The organism is Rickettsia japonica YH, assembly GCF_000283595.1.
Classification (GTDB): domain Bacteria; phylum Pseudomonadota; class Alphaproteobacteria; order Rickettsiales; family Rickettsiaceae; genus Rickettsia; species Rickettsia rickettsii.
In genome coordinates, this window is sequence record NC_016050.1 from 1,118,432 (window position 1) to 1,136,623 (window position 18,192).

Consider the following 18,192-nt stretch of genomic DNA (forward strand, 5'->3'; position numbering starts at 1 on the left):
AAAGCTGGCATCCAGAAAAATAACTTCAACATATAATACAGCATACATATTTGATAAAATAAGCATATAAAAAATCATATATTAATATAACATTTGAAGAATTTTAAAAGGAGCGTAATGTATGAAAAATTTTATATTCACGTCTGAGTCAGTTGCTGAAGGGCATCCGGACAAAATTGCCGATCAAATTTCAGATACGGTACTTGATGAGATTCTAAAACAAGACCCTAACGGTCGTGTTGCCTGTGAAACATTTGTAACAACCGGTCTAGTTCTAGTGAGCGGCCTAGTACCTATGTGGATATTGAGCAAATAGTACGTAGCAAGATACAAGAAATCGGCTATAATAATCCAAATTATGGATTTGACGGTAGCTGTTGTGCAGTAATTTCAGCTATCATTAAACAATCACCCGATATAGCTATGGGTGTTGACAATGCAAATGACGATGAAATAGGTGCAGGAGACCAAGGTATGGTTTTCAGTTATGCCTGTAATGAAACGGATAGTTTCATGCCCGCACCGATTTACTACGCTCATTTATTAATGAAAAGGCAAGCATATTTACGTAAACAAAATGTCTTGTCTTGGCTTAGACCCGATGCAAAATCTCAAGTCACGTTACGATATGAAAATAACAAACCAATTGCCATTGATACAGTAGTTTTATCAACTCAGCATCATCCGGAAATACAACAAAAAGACCTGATTGAAGCAGTAATGGAAGAAATTATTAAACAGGCATTACCAAGCAATTTACTTCATCAAGACACTAAATACCTAATTAATCCGACGAGTCGGTTTGTTATAGGCGGTCCCGTTGCAGATTGCGGTTTAACCAGTAGGGAAATTATCGTGGACAGCTATGAAGGAGTGGCAAGAAACGGCGGCGGTTGCTTTTCTGGAAAAGATCCAACAAAAATAGATAGATCGGCTGTTTACATGGCACGCTATATTGCTAAGAATATAGTAGGAGCAGGACTTGCCGATCGCTGTGAAATACAAATATCCTACGCAATAGGCGTAGCTGCTCCCGTATCTGTTTATGCTGAAACTTGCGGTACTAGCACATTAAGCAACGAACAAATTACTAAGCTCATAACACAGTATTTTGATATGCGTCCAGGAAGAATTTATTAAACATCTTAAGCTTCGCACTCCATGTTATCAAAAAACGGCTTCTTACGGTCATTTCGGCCGAGAAGACGCAAATTTTACATGGGAACAATTAGATAAAGTAAATATATTGAGGTGAGTAATTATTGACATTTATTTATTCGTAATACATGATTATTTTTATCCCTGTTTAACTAATTAGTTGAAAATATAGCTGAGAATATAAATAATGATAGAAAGTTCGGTAACTTAGAAAATTATGATAATCAACTTACAAATACTGCTCTAAAAGAGAATAACCAAAATAAGCTGAAAGAACATTATGAAAATATCACTCAAGCCTTAAATAACATACGGAAATATGAGTATGAAGCAAAAGCAACTCAGTACTGCGAAATGCTTGACGATGCCCGTACCTATGATAAATCCACAAAAGATTATAATTTAGGCTCAGTTCATTTTATAACGGCTAGCGTATAAAGCTTTAAATCCTGACGAAAATACAGGTAAAAAATTAGATCATTTTATGGATAGCTTAGATGAGATTTATAAGCAATCCTTTTTACGTAATTTAACTAGCTCAACTGAATTACCACCAGCAGAACAGTTAAAAAAAATTTTTAGAAAAAACTACAGATGAAATATATGATAAACTGCAAAAAACCGGAGAAGCATATTTATCATATTCTAATGCTCCTACTAATACAGGATTACATGCAAATGTTATAAAATATTCTAAAGAAAACGGAAAAAATTATCGTATATATATAATGCCGGTGCTGGGGTAAGAGCAGATAATTCAAAGCTAAATCAAACACCAAAATATCAATTCTCTAAAATAAATGAAACAATAGAAGCAAGAAGTAAAGCAAAATTCAGCTCAATTAAATATGCACTCAAAAATCAAACAGATAAAGAAATAAAAGATAATATATTTTCTATATTATCTATAAATGAAATAGAAGCAATAAAAGCTCATAATAACGAAATCAACAGATTCAAATCGGGACAATTGATTAATCCAACAGCTGATTCAAGAAGAACAGTTACCGGACAAACTTTAGGGAATTGTAGTAGCAGGTCAATAAGAGAAGCTTTAAGAGACAATGTACCGGATTCAGAATTTCGTGAAATATATGATTTTATTACACAAAATCAAGTATCACAAATAATATCAAACTTAGAAAGTGAACAAAAAAATTTAGCAAATATCTTAAATATACCTTTAATAAAAGAACAAAGTATCTCAAATACAACTTATCAAAATCAATTTCAAAAAGATATTGCCAATTCAGCTACTAATTATTTTGATACTTTTTTTTATAATGAAGGGCATACACCAAGCACAAAAGAAAAGTGATTTAATAAAGTTGCTGAAGAATCTAATTTAAAGTATATCAAGATTGATCTAGTAGATTTTTTATCTACTGTATTTCCCTATAAGGACACTGATTTACCTATTACCGAGGATCTTTTTAAGCCTGTTATAAACCATATCCAAACTTGTTTTGAAGATCATGAAATCGCTCCCTCAAAAAAAGTTTTAGAAAATTATAGATTATATAAATCTAATAAAGAACAAATCATTAAAGAGCTATCAGCAAAATGCTTAAATGATAAAAATGTAAATATACTTATCAAAGCACAAATACAAACGAAAATAGCAAACCGCCCGGCATAGATATTTTCCAACAAATGAAACAAAGTAATACTAACCCTAAACCGCTAGAGCTATCGGAAGAACATAAGAAATTGGATAATGTCATAAAAGATATGGCACAAAAATACAAAATGACTATACCGGAAGCAAAAGCATCCGAAGAAATCACTCAAATGGTCAAAGATTTATAGTAAAAATAAATTTAATGAAGAAATAACACCTATAAAAGCTCAAAAATTAGTAGATGAATTTACACAGCAAACTCTAGATATTCTTGGAGAGAATAAATTAAGAGACTCACCTATAATTGAAACAAAAAACGTGCATATTAATATACCGCTCCCGAACTTAGAAAAACAAGAAACTACTAGCCTTAACTTGGATACAATATACTCAAAAAATTCGCCTGTATCAAGCTTTTTGAATGACGCTGTACTTAAAAGAAGAAAAACAAAATTTAGTAAATGCACTAATAACTGAAGTTAATAAAAATCTACCTAATAATACAGGAGTATTAGAAGATAAAAAATAAGAAGTTAAAACCGATAATACATGCAATAAAAATTCAGAACCTAAAAAACAAACTATCAAAAATAAATTTTATAAGTATTTAAGTAAATTAACGAGAAAATTGGGATTAAAATCCATAAGTAATTATCTTAAAGAATTAATTAAAGCCCCAAATCTTGAGCAAAATATCAATTTAGAAAAAGAAGCAAAGTTAATAGCAGACAAACATCGACTAACAAAATATATGGAACTTAGCGATAATAAAAATAATAATGCAGTATTTAGCGGTAAAAAAACATCAAAGAATATTACTCAATTATAGATTCATTTTACCGTCAATTCAGATATTGCCTATAAAAAGTTGACTCAAGGTTTCGATGTCATTCCTGCGAGGCTTTGTTGCATTGCTCGGTTTTTTCGTCATTGTGAGCAGCCATAGGCTGTGTGGAAATCTCATGAAATAATAACAAACTTGAGATTGCCACACAGCCTATGGCTGCTCACAATGACGACCCGGTATCCACACAACAATGCCTTGCGGGAATGACAGCGGAAAACCGAACCACGCAACAACTACGCTATTTACTATATCCTTTTAAAATCTCAAAATCTTGCCCTTGGAGCAAAAATTTTTCAGGTAATGTAATTTTTGCTATAAAATTCTTTACATCTGCGCTTTGTAAATAGATTGTAGCTTTAGCATTACTCTGATCTTCGTTATTTATACGAGCTGCAAGCAAGGTTACTATCTGCCGTAATTCTTCATGATTTTGTGGATAAAACTGTAGTTCAAATTGTTTATTATTAATTGCATCCTCAATTGATGAAAAGCTTTTTGCCGTTAGTTTTATTCCTCCCTCATCTTTAACTATGTCACAATTAACAACTACCAAACTTTTAACATCCAGTAAATGTACATAATCTTTTAAAACTTCCTCACTAAAAATACTAAGTTCAAAGATATTCTCAGGATCGGAAAGCACGAGCGTCACAAACCTACCTCTTGCCGACATACGAGAATCCTTTTTTTGTATTACACCGGCAAGATTTACTCGGTTAGTACCATCAGGTAAGTTATTATGCAAATCCGCAGTATTTAAAATATTTAAACGACTAAATATTTCTTGATATTCCGTAAGAGGATGATTAGAGATAAATAAACCCATAGCCTCAAATTCATAAAAGGCTAAAGTATTTTTATCGGCATAATCGCTTGATACTAAAATAGTTGGACTTAAACTAGAAACTTTAATTAAGCTAAATTGATTAGATTCCTGCTCTTCGTGATATGCAGTTGAATAAGAAAGCAATTTTGGAATGCTTGACAATAATTGCAATCGATTATCATGCAGCTCATCAAAACAGCCTGACTTGATTAAATTTTCCAATAATTTACTATTAATAGATTTGGGGGGTAATCTTTCAATAAAATCAGTAATTGATTTAAACGCCCCTCTTGCTTTTCGCTCATCCGTTACTAACTTACCGAAATTCGGCGTAACTCCCTTAATAGCACCTAAGGCAAAGATTATTGCACCCGCGATGTCATACCGTGGCTTGACCACGGTATCTTTTGAAATTTCCTGGATACCGCGATCAAGTTGCGGTATGACAGGCTTTACGCTATGCGGGATGACAGTGTCCGAAAACTTTACACTAAAATACCCTTCAGAAATATTAATATTAGGTGCAATAATTTTTATGCCGTTATCTTTTGCTTCTTGTAAAAATAAATTAATTTTATCGTGATGATTCAATTCAAGATTTAAGCATGCTACTAAAAATTCAGCAGGATAATTAGCTTTAAGATATGCAGTTTGGTATGAAATAACACCGTAAGACGCAGCATGTGCCTTATTAAAACCGTATCCGGCAAATTTAGCCACGGTTGCAAAAATGGATTTAGCTTGAGATTCCGAAATATTATTAGCAATTGCTCCTTTAACAAAAATTTCTTCCTGCTCCTCCATTTCTTTTTTTATCTTCTTACCCATTGCTCTACGAAGTAAATCGGCAGCTCCTAGCGTATAACCTGCAAGAACCTGAGCAATTCTTTGTACCTGCTCCTGATATATCACCACTCCGTAAGTTTCTTCTAAGATTGGCTTCAATAGCTCATGTAAATAATCAGGCTGTTGTAATTTATGCTTACAAGCTATATAGGTAGGAATATTTTCCATAGGACCAGGACGGTATAACGCACCAAGAGCTATCAAATCATGTATAGAATCAGGTTTAAGGCGTCTAAGTGCATCTTTCATCCCGATACTTTCAAATTGGAAAACGCCGACTCCTTTACCTTTACACAACATTTGATAAGTCTTATTATCATCAAACGTCATATTGTTAAAATCTACTTCTATCCCTTGCTCTTTAAGCAGTTTCTTACAATCGGTAATAACCGTTAGGGTTTGTAGCCCTAAAAAATCAAATTTAATTAAACCGGCAATCTCAGAATATTTCATAGAATAACCGACTACCAGCATATCGGAGTTAGCATCTTTATATACCGGTACTATATCGACTAAATCAGTACCTGCTATTACGATTCCTGCAGCATGAGTTGAGGAATGCCTATGCAGCCCCTCAAGAATTAACGAAGTATCAAGCACTAGCTTAATTAACTCCGCTTCACCGTCTAAATTATACAGCCCATTACCTTTAGCGGCATTTGCAAGCTCCGGAACTTCACGCATTGCCTGTTCTAAGCTAACTGGATTAACTGCACTAAAAGGGACAAGCTCCGTTAGATAATCAGCGAATTTATAAGGTAAGCTAAGAACACGAGCGACATCCTTAATTACAGCCTTTGCCTGCATCTTACCGAAAGTTATAATCTGTCCTACTCTATTATTACCGTATTTGGAACGTACGTAATTAATTACTTCCTCACGCCTTTCCTGACAAAAATCAATATCAAAATCAGGCATTGAAATACGTTCAGGATTTAAAAATCTTTCAAATAATAAGCCAAATTTAATCGGATCGAGATCAGTAATAAGCAAGCTCCAAGCAACAACCGAGCCTGCTCCCGATCCTCTACCCGGTCCGACTAAAATACCCTCTTTTTTACTCCATTTAATAAAATCAGATACAATCAAAAAATAACCGGCAAAATTCATATTACAGATAATATCCAGCTCATAATTAAGACGAGCAAAATATTCGGTTTTCAATTCTTCTTGATTCTCTAACGAAATATTTTCAGATTTAAACTTTGTAGCAAGCCTTGCAAGCAACCCTTCTTTTGCATCTTTTTTAATTAAATCCGTTTCACTAATATCTTTGGTGGCAAAATTAGGCAGCATCGGCGGGTTTGCATGTGCGGCAAAATAACAACGCTCTCTTAAATTCATGGTATTTTGGATGGCACTAGGTAAATCGGAAAAAAGCTCTATCATCTCATGCGGTGATCTAAAATAACAATTTTCGCTAACTGTTTTTCGATCCAAATATTCTTTAGTAACACCGGCTGATATACATAACAATACATCATGTGCATCATGCATGCTTTTCTCACTAAACAAAACTTTATTAGTAGCAACAAGCGGAATAGCAAGCTCGGCAGCAATTCTAATATAACTATCCTCAATAAACTGTTCTTCCGGTATCTCATGTCTCATAATCTCAAAGTAAAAACGATCTCCTAAAATTTCCTGTAATTTACGTGCAAACAGCATCGCTTGCTCCTCGTTGCGAGCTAGCAAGCATTTTCCGACAATACCGTCGGTATAACAGCATAATCCTATTAATCCTTCTTGATATTCGATTAAATCTTCAAAATCAATGTGATCGCATATCTTACGATCATTTTTAATAAAAGTAAGACTTGATAGTTTGAGTAAATTTTTATAACCAGTTTCATCTTTAGCTATAAGCAAAATTTGAGCAAAAATATCTATATCGTATTTTATATTTAGAATAACTCCGTGTATCGGCTGCAGTCCTTTTTTTACTGCACATAATGCAAACTCTAATGAGCCGAATAAATTTCCCTTATCTGCCAAACAAATAGCAGACATTTTATTCGATGAAGCAAGTTCTACTACCTTCTCAATCGTTAATGCACTTTCTAGAAAAGAATAAGAGCTTTGAGTTCTTAAATGAATAAATTCAGGTCGCATTTTAAATTAATGTTAAAGTTTATTGTCTTACTGTATGACTCCTTATGTCATTCCCGTAGACTTTTTATGTTATTTCCGCGTAGGCGGAAATCCATGGTAAAGCGAGATAAATCGAGCTTTTAAAAAGTTTTAAAGTACTGGATTCACGCCTACGCGGAAATAACATCGGAAGCCTTAACGACAAGACTAAATTTTACTTCCGACTGCATAATATCTAAAACCGATTTTTTTCATTGCTTCATTATCTAGTATATTTCTAAGATCAATGATTATCGGCGATTTTACTAAATCATAAATTTCTTGCCAATTAAGTTCTTTAAATTCTGACCATTCAGTTGCAATAACTATAATATCTACTGATTTACAGGCGTCAACGGCTGAATCTAAATATAGCAAATTTTTATGTTCCAAATTCTTTTTAGCATTTTCAAGACCGATAGGATCAAATGCTTTAACATATACATCTTTATTTAATAAGATCTTTACAATTGCGATGGCAGGGCTTGCTCTTACATCATCTGTTCCTGCTTTATATGTTAAGCCTAAAATTGCTATATTTTTACCTTTTAAATCTCCGTCTAACAAAGTAGCTATTTTATCTACCATATTACTTGGACGCTGCTTATTACTTTTAATTACTGCCTTAAGAATCCTACAATCTATATAATGATTTTCTACAAGATTATTTAATGCTAGAATATCTTTTGGAAAGCACGAACCGCCAAAACCAGGTCCTGCATTTAAAAAATTTTGACCGATTCTTTGGTCAAGTCCTACACCTTTAGATAAATCTTTAATATTACCGCCGATTTTTTCACATAAATCAGCCATCTCATTAATAAAAGCAATTTTGGTAGCTAAGAAACTATTTGAAGCATATTTAATAAGTTCGCTCGTCACTAAATCGGTAACCACAAACTTTGCACCTTGTAAAGGTGCATAAATTTTTCGCAATATTTCCTCTGATTCTTTATTATTTACACCGATAACTATACGATCAGGATATAAAAAATCTTCTACCGCACTACCCTCTCTTAAAAACTCAGGATTAGAAGCAACATTAAATGAAAAGCCTCTTGATTTTAAATAAGCTATAATATTACTGCAACTACCGGGCGGAACGGTAGATTTTATGACTATTAAACAATCTTTATTTATATGCTCGAAAACTTTATTAATAGCATCATAAACATATTTTAAATCCGCTTCTCCCAAACATTTTGAAGGTGTACCGACCGTAATAAATATTGCATCAGCATTTTGAAGTTCATTATTATAAATATTTGTAAATTTTAACCTATCAGATTCTAAAGCTTGCTTAAGATACTCATCAAGTTTAGCTTCATAAATCGGTAATATTTGCTTATTTAATTTGGATATTTTAACCTCATCATTATCAAGACAAGTAACATTATGACCTAAATAGCCCATAATAATACCTGAGACTAATCCCACATATCCACTACCAATAAATGTAATATTCATAATTTTTTGTGATTTTTATATTAAATTTTTAAATTATACGTTATATTCCAAGTGTATACCTCAAATAAATGAAGAGTAGTATAGACGAAGCTCAATTTCAAAAAGTGCAAGAAGTCCACAAGACGAGGAACAGAGCGTATACTTAATACGTGAGTACCGGAGTACTTGTAGGATGACGTAGCCAATTTTTGCAGTTCTATCCGAGTATATAAAGCTTTTATCATATTTCAATAGATTTACAAGCTCAAATGAATTTTATTAAAAAAACCTTTATTAGTATTTTTATAATTCTGATTTCATTATCTTTGGCTATAACTCTAACTGTTTATAGTGCAAATAAAGGACACTTAAATGAACCTTTGAAAAAAATAATTGAATTTTATTTAAGTAAAAATGATATAAAGGCTGTACTACATAATTTAGAATTTAAAGAAAACCGATTATCCATAGATAAAATTTCCTTAAGTCTTATAGATAATGCTAGAGGAGAAATTAACGATTTTAATCTTTTCTTTAATTGCAAAAATTTCTTCTCTAATTCGTTAATAGAGGCTAATTTTAATATCGATAAAATTTCCGTAATTTCAAATAACGATGAAGAGATTATAAATACTTCAACGACCGGTGATTATTCGTTAAATATAATTAAAAAAGATGCCCTAACCGACATACGACTAACTTCAATAAAAAGTGATATCTTAACTGATGAGCAAGGAGCAGACTTACCTCTAGGAAATGCTTTATGCTCATATAAAACCACCTATTCTAAAAATAATCCAAAGACCGTTAATTGCAAACTCACCTTTGGGGACAAAGCTTTTTTATCACTAAGCGGTATAATAACCGATAAAAATATCGATGCAAGTGCAGCTGCCGCAAATATGCCTTTAATAATTTATCAAACAGTCGAAAAAATTATTCCGAATAATCCTATAATCTCATATTTACGAGAACATATAAAACAAGGTTACATCCAAAACGGAGAATTAAATATTAAATTAGATAAAAAATTTTTAAAAAAAAATATTTTAGTAGAAGATAATTTAAAAGCAAATTTACATATCTCGAATTTTGAATATAAATATCATACAGATTTACCGCCTTTGACTAAAGTTGATACTAATATAATCATTTCAGGACCGGAAATAAAATTTCTAATTAATGAAGCATATAGCGGTAAAAGTGTCGTTTCAGACGGTATTATGACTTTCAAATGGGAAGGACTGGATAAATCACAATTTGTGTTTAATGCTACTGCTAAAGGTGAAATTAATGACTTAATTGCCTTTGTTCCAAATGATGCATATCAAAATATTAAAGCTCAAAATATTGATCTTAAAACAATCAAAGGAACGGCAAATTCAATAATAGAGTTAATAATTCCTATTAGCCCCAATATCCCTAATAGCTATAATGTTTTGTCGACATTAACAAATATCTCTTTTAACACATTAGATAATAATATCCTATTACAAAACGGTGAAGCCAAAGGTAGTTTTAAAGATAATAAACTAAATATTAGCGGTAAAGGTAACATTAATAATTATGCAAGCAGCTTTACTTATGATCATGATATATCGGATAAAAATAATGAGTGTTTACTTAAAATAAAAAGCAATATTGCAGCAAATAATCAAAGATTTGGAGTATTTAAATTAATTTCAGGCAGCACCGTTTTAAATTTTGAGTATAAAAAACAGCATAATAATGAGAGTTTTATTACCGTTAATTCTAATCTTAATAATTTAGAATTTTATATAGATAAAGTATCTATTCATAAAAAATTATATAAAAAAGCCAATTTATATTTATATACTAAATTAAATGATAAAAATTTCGATAGAAATATTGAATTTAACCTTTCAGGGCAGGATAATCTAAAAATTAACGGTAATGCCTTAATTAAGAAAAATATTTATAATATTAATCTAGCCTCTGTTAAACATAATCATACGGATTTAAAAGGAAAAATAATCATAGATAACCATAATCTTAATACGGCACTTTATGGAAGCAGATTAGATTTATCAAATGCTAATATGATGCAGTTTTTAGAAAAAGCGGGAGATTCTACACGTAATATTAATTTAAAAACTAATATATCAAAAATACTTTTAAAGAATAATATAATTCTAGGTAATCTTGATTTAGCAATTAAATGTGATAAAGTGCGGTGTTTCTCCGGCTTTCTAAATGCTAATATTGATAATAAAAAAGTTAAGATGTCGCTTACCGCTAAGGAAACTTTTGAACAATGGTTCATTGAATCCGATAATGCCGGAGCATTGCTTAAGGGACTCGGAATGTATACCACTATGCAAAACGGTCAAATTAACATCAACTTAAATACAAAAAGATATGAAGTAAAAAAAGGTGAAATAGTGCCAATATTAGACGGCAAATTTTCTATAAAACATTTTACGGTAGTCGATACTCCTTTTTTAACACGGCTTGTTTCCTTTGTTTCGTTGCCGGGTTTTCTTAGTTCAATCACTAATAATAAAAATATTTTATTTGAAGATATGAGAGGTAAATTTAATTATAGAGGAAATATAATTACAATTTTTGATACGGAAGCACATGGACCGTTCTTTGATTTTACTATGACAGGTAATATTGATACCAAGCAGCAATTAATTATGGTTAAAGGAAATGTTATTCCTTCCTTTTTCTTAATCAGCACTATTGTAACTAAAATACCGGTAGTCGGTAAAATATTTTCCAAAGTCGCTCCTTACTCCCTAAAAATGAAATATTAAGTAACTATTTAAAGCTATTAGATTTCGTGTACAAAATTTTTAATCATTCCTTTATGTCATTCCTGCGAGGCATTATTGCGTGTGTACCTAATCGTCATTACGAGCGACTGAAAGCGTTGTTGCATTGCTCAAAAAACGTGTTCGGCGTTATACCGTGGCTTGACCACGGTACCCAAAAAACAACTAAGAATGCTAACAATATTAGTATTTTTAACTGGGTCCTGCTACAAACTTGCAGGATGACAGAGGTGGAAGTAAGACATGCAACAAAGCCACAACTGCAAGGAGCGTGGTGGCAATTCAGAAATAATAATAGAATATTCTGTAAATCAGAATTTTTTACTGGATTGCTTCGTCGAAACTTACAGTTTTTCCTCACAATGACGTTTAAGATCAATTCATGCAAGAATGACATAAATAACCATACATATTTAATAGGTATTTTACTTTTAGGCTTAATTTCCGGTCTTACGTTCAATTTAATTTTTTTTACAGTTCCATATCAATTATCCGAAGCAAAATACACCACTGATATAATAGGTTCGATATCACTAGCTGCCTTTCCTTATTGCTTAAAGGTCATATGGTCACCTTTTATAGATAAATACTCTATACCTTTTTTATGTTCTAAATTCGGTCACAGGCGTGGCTGGGCATTGGTATCACAAATATTTTTAATCCTAGCGATGACGGGGTTCTTAAACATAAGCCCTTGTAATAACTTATATATTACTGCAATTATCTTATTTATTATTTCATTCTGCAGTTCTACACAAGATATTGTACTTGATGCATATAGAATTGAGAGACCTACATCTCAAGAAGAGCTTTCAATGGCTTTTACCTTTAGTAGCATAGGGTTTCGTTTAGGTATGTTACTTGGCAGCGTCGGTACTTTATATTCATCAATTATTTTCGGCTGGAATACAGTATATAAATTTGCTCTATTCATTACTCTAATTGGACCTATAGTAATTTTATGTATCAAAGAACCACCATCAAAAGAAATATACCATACAACTACTAATTTAATAGGATTACAACAATATTTTGAAGTGATTAAAAAAAGTATTATCTCCTTAAAAAATGAACAGCAATATTTACTGCTAATTATATTGTTTATCTTTTTATATAAGGCTGCGGATTCTATACCTATGGCTATGAGTTCGCCTTTATTGCTCGATTTAAGTTTTACTACTCATGAAATTGCCGTTATTTACAAAGCTTACGGGTTACTAATCATGATCGTCGGAGGAGCTTTAAGCGGCGTTTTAGCTGCAAAAATGGGTATATTTCATAGTGTCTTAATTGGTGGAGTTACTCAATTATTGTCACCTCTTATGTTTATGATTCTTGCTACTATCGGCTATGATATAAAGACATTTATAATAACTGTTACAGTACAAAATTTTTGTGCAGGCTTTGCAGGAACTATTATCTCTATCTATTTTGCTAGCCTTTGCAATAGTGAATTTGTTGCCACACAATATTCTATTATTGCATCTTTTAGCTCGCTTAGCCGTATTATTCTAGCTAGCCTTGGCGGTATTTGTGCAAAATATCTTACTTGGCCTGTATTCTTTTTAGGTAATACTCTGTTTAGCATGTTATTTATCCCGATATTTTATAAAATATATAGAAAGAAACTAGGCTTTGTGAATATTTCTAAAAAGATATGACAATTATTAAAAAAAGTTTATAATATTGATATATATATTTCTGCGAAATGAAGAGTCAGAATTTTTATGAAACTATATAGTTTTCAAGAACATTTATTAGAATTAAAAATAAGGCTTCTTAGAATATTTACTGCTTTTATAAGTATATTTGCTATTTGCTATTATTTTAGCGACAATATTTATAGTGTTTTATTAAAACCGCTTGCTAAGCTAAGCGGTGATACGGTACGAAATATAATTTATACAGGGCTTACAGAAGCATTTTTTACCTATATTAAACTTGCAGCTTTTACTGCTTTTACTATTATTATACCTATAATTGCTTTGGAGTGTTATTTATTTATCAGTCCCGGGTTACACCGCCATGAAAAAAAAATTATCGCTTTTATTCTTTTTATGTCGCCTATTTTATTTTGGTGCGGTAGTATTTTTGTTTTTTACTTTGTAATGCCGAAAGCTTGGAATTTTTTTCTTAGTTTTGAAAAACGTGATATGATAGTACCGATAGTTTTGGAAGCAAGAATTAGCGAGTATCTAAATTTAGTTATTCATTTAATTATTGCTTTTGGCGTTGCCTTTCAACTGCCAGTTGTGATAATGATATTAAATATACTAAAAATAGTTAAGGTACAAACACTTAAGCAAAAAAGATGCATTGCCGTGGTAATTAACTTTATTATTGCAGGAATATTAACGCCTCCTGACATTTTAAGCCAGTTTGCTCTTGCAATACCGCTACTTTTATTATATGAAACTTCAATAATGATATGTAATTTTATAGAAAAACTGAGGACACTAAATGTTAAATATCAAATGGATTAGAGAAAATAAAGAATTGTTCGATGAAAAACTTAGCCAAAGATTTATTGAACCTATGTCTAGTAAAATTGCTATGCTCGACGGAGAGAAAAGAAAAATTACGAGTTTAATTCAAGAATTTCAGCATGCACGTAAGGTAAAATCAAAGATTTTAGGTAATATGGCCTCTAAAAGCGGCGAAGAGTTTGAAGGGTTACAAAGAGATGTCAAACATATAAATGAGAAGTTGGAAGCACTTGAACAGGATCTAAATAATAATAACGAATTAAATGAACTATTAAATATGTTTCCTAATATTCCGGACGAAGAAGTACCTTACGGAATGGATGAAAGTATGAATAAATTAGTTCGTACTTACGGAGAGACAAATCCAAATGCTTTGAATAAACAGCATTTTGAACTAGGTATAAAATTAAATTTAATGGATTTTGAACAAACTGCTAAAATTTCTGGAACTAGATTTGTAACGTTAAAAGGTGATTTAGCAAAGCTAGAACGTGCTTTAATTAATTTTATGGTTGATGTTCATACTAAAGAGTGGGATTTCTTTGAGATATCACCTCCGGTATTAGTGCGAGATAATGCTATGTATAATGCAGGACAACTACCTAAATTTGCCCAAGAGTCTTTTGTAACAACCAATGGTTACAGACTAATTCCAACCGCAGAAGTATCTTTAATAAATATAGTCGCCGATGCTATTATACCAAGAGAAAAATTACCGATGCGTTATGTTGCTTACACCCCGTGCTTTAGATCAGAAGCAGGTAGTAGCGGTAGAGATACAAGAGGTATGATTAGATTACATCAGTTCGGTAAAGTTGAGCTAGTATCTATTACTACCCCTGAAGAATCAAAAAATGAACATGAATATATAACTAATGCATCAGAGACTATTTTACAAAAACTGAATCTTCCTTATCGTGTTATGTTACTTTGCACCGGAGATATGGGATTTGCGGCAAAAAAAACCTATGATATAGAAGTATGGCTTCCGGGACAAAAGCAATATCGTGAAATTGCTAGCTGTTCTAATTGTGGAGATTTTCAAGCACGTAGAATGAAAGCAAGATATAAAGAATTCGGCAGTAACGAAACTACCTTAGTTCATACTTTAAATGCTTCAGGATTACCTATCGGAAGAACTATGGTTGCAATACTTGAAAATTATCAGAATGAAGATGGATCAATAACTATACCGGATGTCTTGATAAATTACATGGGAGGATTACAAAAAATCACTGCCTATAGTGAATAATTGTTTATTAAAGATAGATAATAAGGTAAAGTTTCTAGTTGTTGTTAAATTGGCTTTGTTGCATGGCTCTTATGTCATTCCCGCGAAAGCGGGAATGACATCGAGTAGAGGCCTACGGCTGCTCGCAATGACAACTCTAGCATCCACACAGGCAAAGTTCATTAGTATATACTCCTGTGAAATGAAGAGTTGGCTACGTCGTCTTTGTAAGTCCTCGGATACTCACGTATTAAGTATACGCTCCGCCCCTCGGCTTACAGAATCCTTGCTCTTTTCCAAGTTGAACGAGTATACAAAACGATAATTTAAATTCAGGTTATTTGTGTTTAGTGGTTTACGAAAATTTGACAAAGATATATATAATTATAATGCTCCTAATTTTATACCTATAGCATGTCATTATAATGAAAATACTTTACTTACCAAAGACGGTAAATTACTACAAATTATCAAAATACACGGCATTACCTCAGAGAAAATAAGTGATAACATACAAAATTTACGTGAAATGGTTAGAGTTTCTATAAAAAAGAATATAACCGATTATAATTTTGCTTTTTGGCTACATACAATACGAGAAAAACAAAACTTAGACGATTCAACTCCTTACAAAAAATTATTACCGGCAAATATTCATACCCTATGGCAAAGAAAAAACCATTGGAATGATAAATTCGTTAATACTTTATATATATCTATAGTACATGATTCTACTAAAGTTAACATCACAAATTTTAACTCTTTAATAAATTCTTTATCTAATAAATTAATTACTGATTTTGAAAATAACTACTTAGATGCAGCGTTTCAAAAATTAGACAATATCACTAATAATATTTTAAATGATTTAAACGAATTTGGTGCTGAAAAACTCGGTATAATATTTGAAAATGATAATGCTTTTTCTAATCCTTTATTTTTATATAATCGAATAGCTAACCTTAATAATAATGATTGTTTGGTACCTATAATAGATTTATCCGATGCACTAGGTAGAAGTATTTATACAATTAGAAGCGATAAAGTGGTAGTTACGGATCATGAGCAAAATAATAAATTCGCTTCTTTACTATCTATAAAAGAATATCATGAAACTCCTTCTAATACACTGGATAAATTTTTACAGTTACCGATTGAATTAATAATAACTGAAATATTTTACTTTGTTAGCAAAAAACAAGTAATATCCAAATTGCGTGGTCAAGATTATATTCTAAAAATTACTAACGACTCAACTTTACTTAATCACAAAGGGATTAATAAGCTTGATGCAGCTAATTTAGATTTTCAATTTTGTAATCAGCAAATTTCAATTGCCGTTATAGAAGAAGATGAAAATAAACTAGATGCAGCCGTAGCTAAAGCATCAACCGAACTTTTTAAACTTGGTATTATTCATGTAAAAGAAGATATTAATATTGAGCAAATATTTTGGTCGCAATTACCTGCTAACTTTGCCTTTATACGTAAAATGTCGCCATTATCCGTAGAGCATATTGCTTCTCTTACCGCTCTTCATAATACTACACTCGGTAATCAATATAATCCTTGGGGTAAGGCTATAACTTTACTGCGAACCGAGAAAGGTACTCCATATTTCATGAATTTTCATGATAAAACGAATAAAGGTAATACTTGCATCTTTGGTACGGGGAAAACCGGCAAAACCGTATTATTGAACTTTTTAATATCAGAATCGACTAAATACGATCCAACAATAATTTATATCTCTAATAATAATGATTCTAAAATTTTTATCGAGGCAATAGAAGGCAAATGGTTAGAACCGGACAAACAAATTATCAATCCATTTTTAGTAGATGATACAGAAAAATCACAAGCATTCATTTTAGAATTTTTAAAATTAATCAGTGGTCATTATATTTCACCTCTTAGCGAAATAGAGATATCCTTTCTAGAGAAATTAAAAAATAAAATTTTATCAATTGAAAAAGAAAAACGTATTTTTTCCGATATTTTAAAATTAGAAGATTTTAAGGAGGAAGGAGGAATACAAATACTTGATAAACTTAAAGTTTTTACCGAAGAACAATTATATTCCGGATTATTTGACGGATCGTCTCTTAACATTGAAGAAGGGCAAGTTATAGGGTTTAATTTATATAAACTTTCTGATGAGCCGTTTTCTAAACAATTTTACCCGACGGAGAGAAAATTTTTAGAACAATTTAATAATAATTTAAAGAAACACCAAAGTATTAGTGCAGCAGCAATTTATGCTCTTACTTATCATTTAAGTCTAGTTGGCACAAAACCTAAAATATTTGCTGCCGATAATTTTGATAAACTTTACAGACCTGAGATTTATTATGATAATATAAATTTAATCTATAATAATTTGTCTCAAAATAACGGTATTTTCGTCAGTAATTTCAATTTTATTTATCTTAAGTCATATCCAAAATATACTATAAAACCTTGGCTTGATTTAATTAATACTAAAATCATTCTACCATCTGAAGTTAAAATAGAAGATTTAGATAAAATTTTAGGTTTAAGCGAGCCGGAAATAAAAAAATTATCACAGCTAATACTTTCTGCAAGAATGTTCTTAATTAGTAAGGATAATGAATCGATAGCTTCTGAATTAAGTATTGCCGCTTTAATAGGAGTTGTCCGTATTTTATCAAGCAGACAGGAGGAAATGGATATTTATAAAAAAATACTTGAACAACACCAAGGTCCTCCGGATAATTGGGTTAATTACCTATATAATGAGTTAAATACGGACTAATATTTCACTCTGTCATCCCGTGATTTA

Annotated in this window: 11 protein-coding genes and 3 pseudogenes; 12 read left to right on the forward strand and 2 right to left on the reverse strand. The window is 31.5% G+C overall.

Going from position 1 to position 18,192, the window contains the following annotated elements:
* Positions 1-121 precede the first annotated feature (121 nt).
* From metK to RJP_RS06175, 6 genes and pseudogenes are all read left to right on the forward strand, one after another.
* Positions 122-1,255, forward strand: a pseudogene (gene metK, locus RJP_RS08770) (methionine adenosyltransferase).
* Positions 1,256-1,326: 71 nt separating this feature from the next.
* A complete protein-coding gene (locus tag RJP_RS08400) occupies positions 1,327-1,596 on the forward strand; it encodes a hypothetical protein (RefSeq protein WP_081497945.1) in 270 nt (89 codons plus the stop codon).
* Between the two features lie 46 nt (positions 1,597-1,642).
* Positions 1,643-1,904, forward strand: a pseudogene (locus tag RJP_RS06160) (hypothetical protein).
* A gap of 224 nt (positions 1,905-2,128) precedes the next feature.
* Positions 2,129-2,476, forward strand: a complete 348-nt coding sequence (locus tag RJP_RS06165; RefSeq protein ID WP_024704370.1) for a hypothetical protein — start codon at positions 2,129-2,131, stop codon at positions 2,474-2,476.
* A 335-nt stretch (positions 2,477-2,811) separates the two neighbouring features.
* Positions 2,812-2,967: a hypothetical protein gene (locus RJP_RS09655; RefSeq protein WP_167535736.1), complete on the forward strand. Its 156-nt coding sequence runs from the start codon at positions 2,812-2,814 to the stop codon at positions 2,965-2,967.
* Between the two features lie 440 nt (positions 2,968-3,407).
* Positions 3,408-3,608, forward strand: coding sequence for a hypothetical protein (locus tag RJP_RS06175; protein WP_024704371.1), 201 nt, complete (start codon positions 3,408-3,410; stop codon positions 3,606-3,608).
* A gap of 256 nt (positions 3,609-3,864) precedes the next feature.
* Here the strand turns inward: RJP_RS06175 and dnaE are convergent, their stop codons facing one another.
* Together dnaE and RJP_RS06185 are read right to left on the reverse strand one after the other, a co-directional pair.
* On the reverse strand, positions 3,865-7,410 hold the full coding sequence (gene dnaE / locus RJP_RS06180; protein ID WP_014121092.1) for a DNA polymerase III subunit alpha: 3,546 nt from the start codon (positions 7,408-7,410) through the stop codon (positions 3,865-3,867).
* Between the two features lie 186 nt (positions 7,411-7,596).
* The gene (locus RJP_RS06185) at positions 7,597-8,895 is read right to left on the reverse strand and encodes a UDP-glucose dehydrogenase family protein (RefSeq protein WP_014121093.1); all 1,299 of its coding nucleotides are present in this window, start codon (positions 8,893-8,895) and stop codon (positions 7,597-7,599) included.
* A 248-nt stretch (positions 8,896-9,143) separates the two neighbouring features.
* Here RJP_RS06185 and RJP_RS06190 point away from each other — a divergent pair, with 248 nt between their 5' ends.
* The 6 genes and pseudogenes from RJP_RS06190 (at position 9,144) to RJP_RS06210 (ending at position 18,165) form a co-directional block, all read left to right on the forward strand.
* On the forward strand, positions 9,144-11,654 hold the full coding sequence (locus RJP_RS06190; RefSeq protein WP_014121094.1) for a YhdP family protein: 2,511 nt from the start codon (positions 9,144-9,146) through the stop codon (positions 11,652-11,654).
* Between the two features lie 26 nt (positions 11,655-11,680).
* Positions 11,681-13,333, forward strand: a complete 1,653-nt coding sequence (locus RJP_RS06195; RefSeq protein ID WP_014121095.1) for an MFS transporter — start codon at positions 11,681-11,683, stop codon at positions 13,331-13,333.
* Between the two features lie 66 nt (positions 13,334-13,399).
* Entirely contained in the window at positions 13,400-14,155 is a 756-nt protein-coding gene (tatC, locus tag RJP_RS06200; protein ID WP_014121096.1) for a twin-arginine translocase subunit TatC, read from the forward strand.
* A complete protein-coding gene (gene serS / locus RJP_RS06205; protein ID WP_014121097.1) occupies positions 14,133-15,410 on the forward strand; it encodes a serine--tRNA ligase in 1,278 nt (425 codons plus the stop codon). The genes tatC and serS overlap by 23 nt, the downstream gene beginning before the upstream one ends.
* Positions 15,411-15,459: 49 nt before the next feature.
* A pseudogene (locus RJP_RS11655) lies at positions 15,460-15,603 on the forward strand (palindromic element RPE5 domain-containing protein); the annotation flags it as partial.
* 129 nt (positions 15,604-15,732) lie between these two features.
* A complete protein-coding gene (locus RJP_RS06210) occupies positions 15,733-18,165 on the forward strand; it encodes a VirB4 family type IV secretion/conjugal transfer ATPase (RefSeq protein WP_014121098.1) in 2,433 nt (810 codons plus the stop codon).
* Positions 18,166-18,192: the final 27 nt, after the last annotated feature.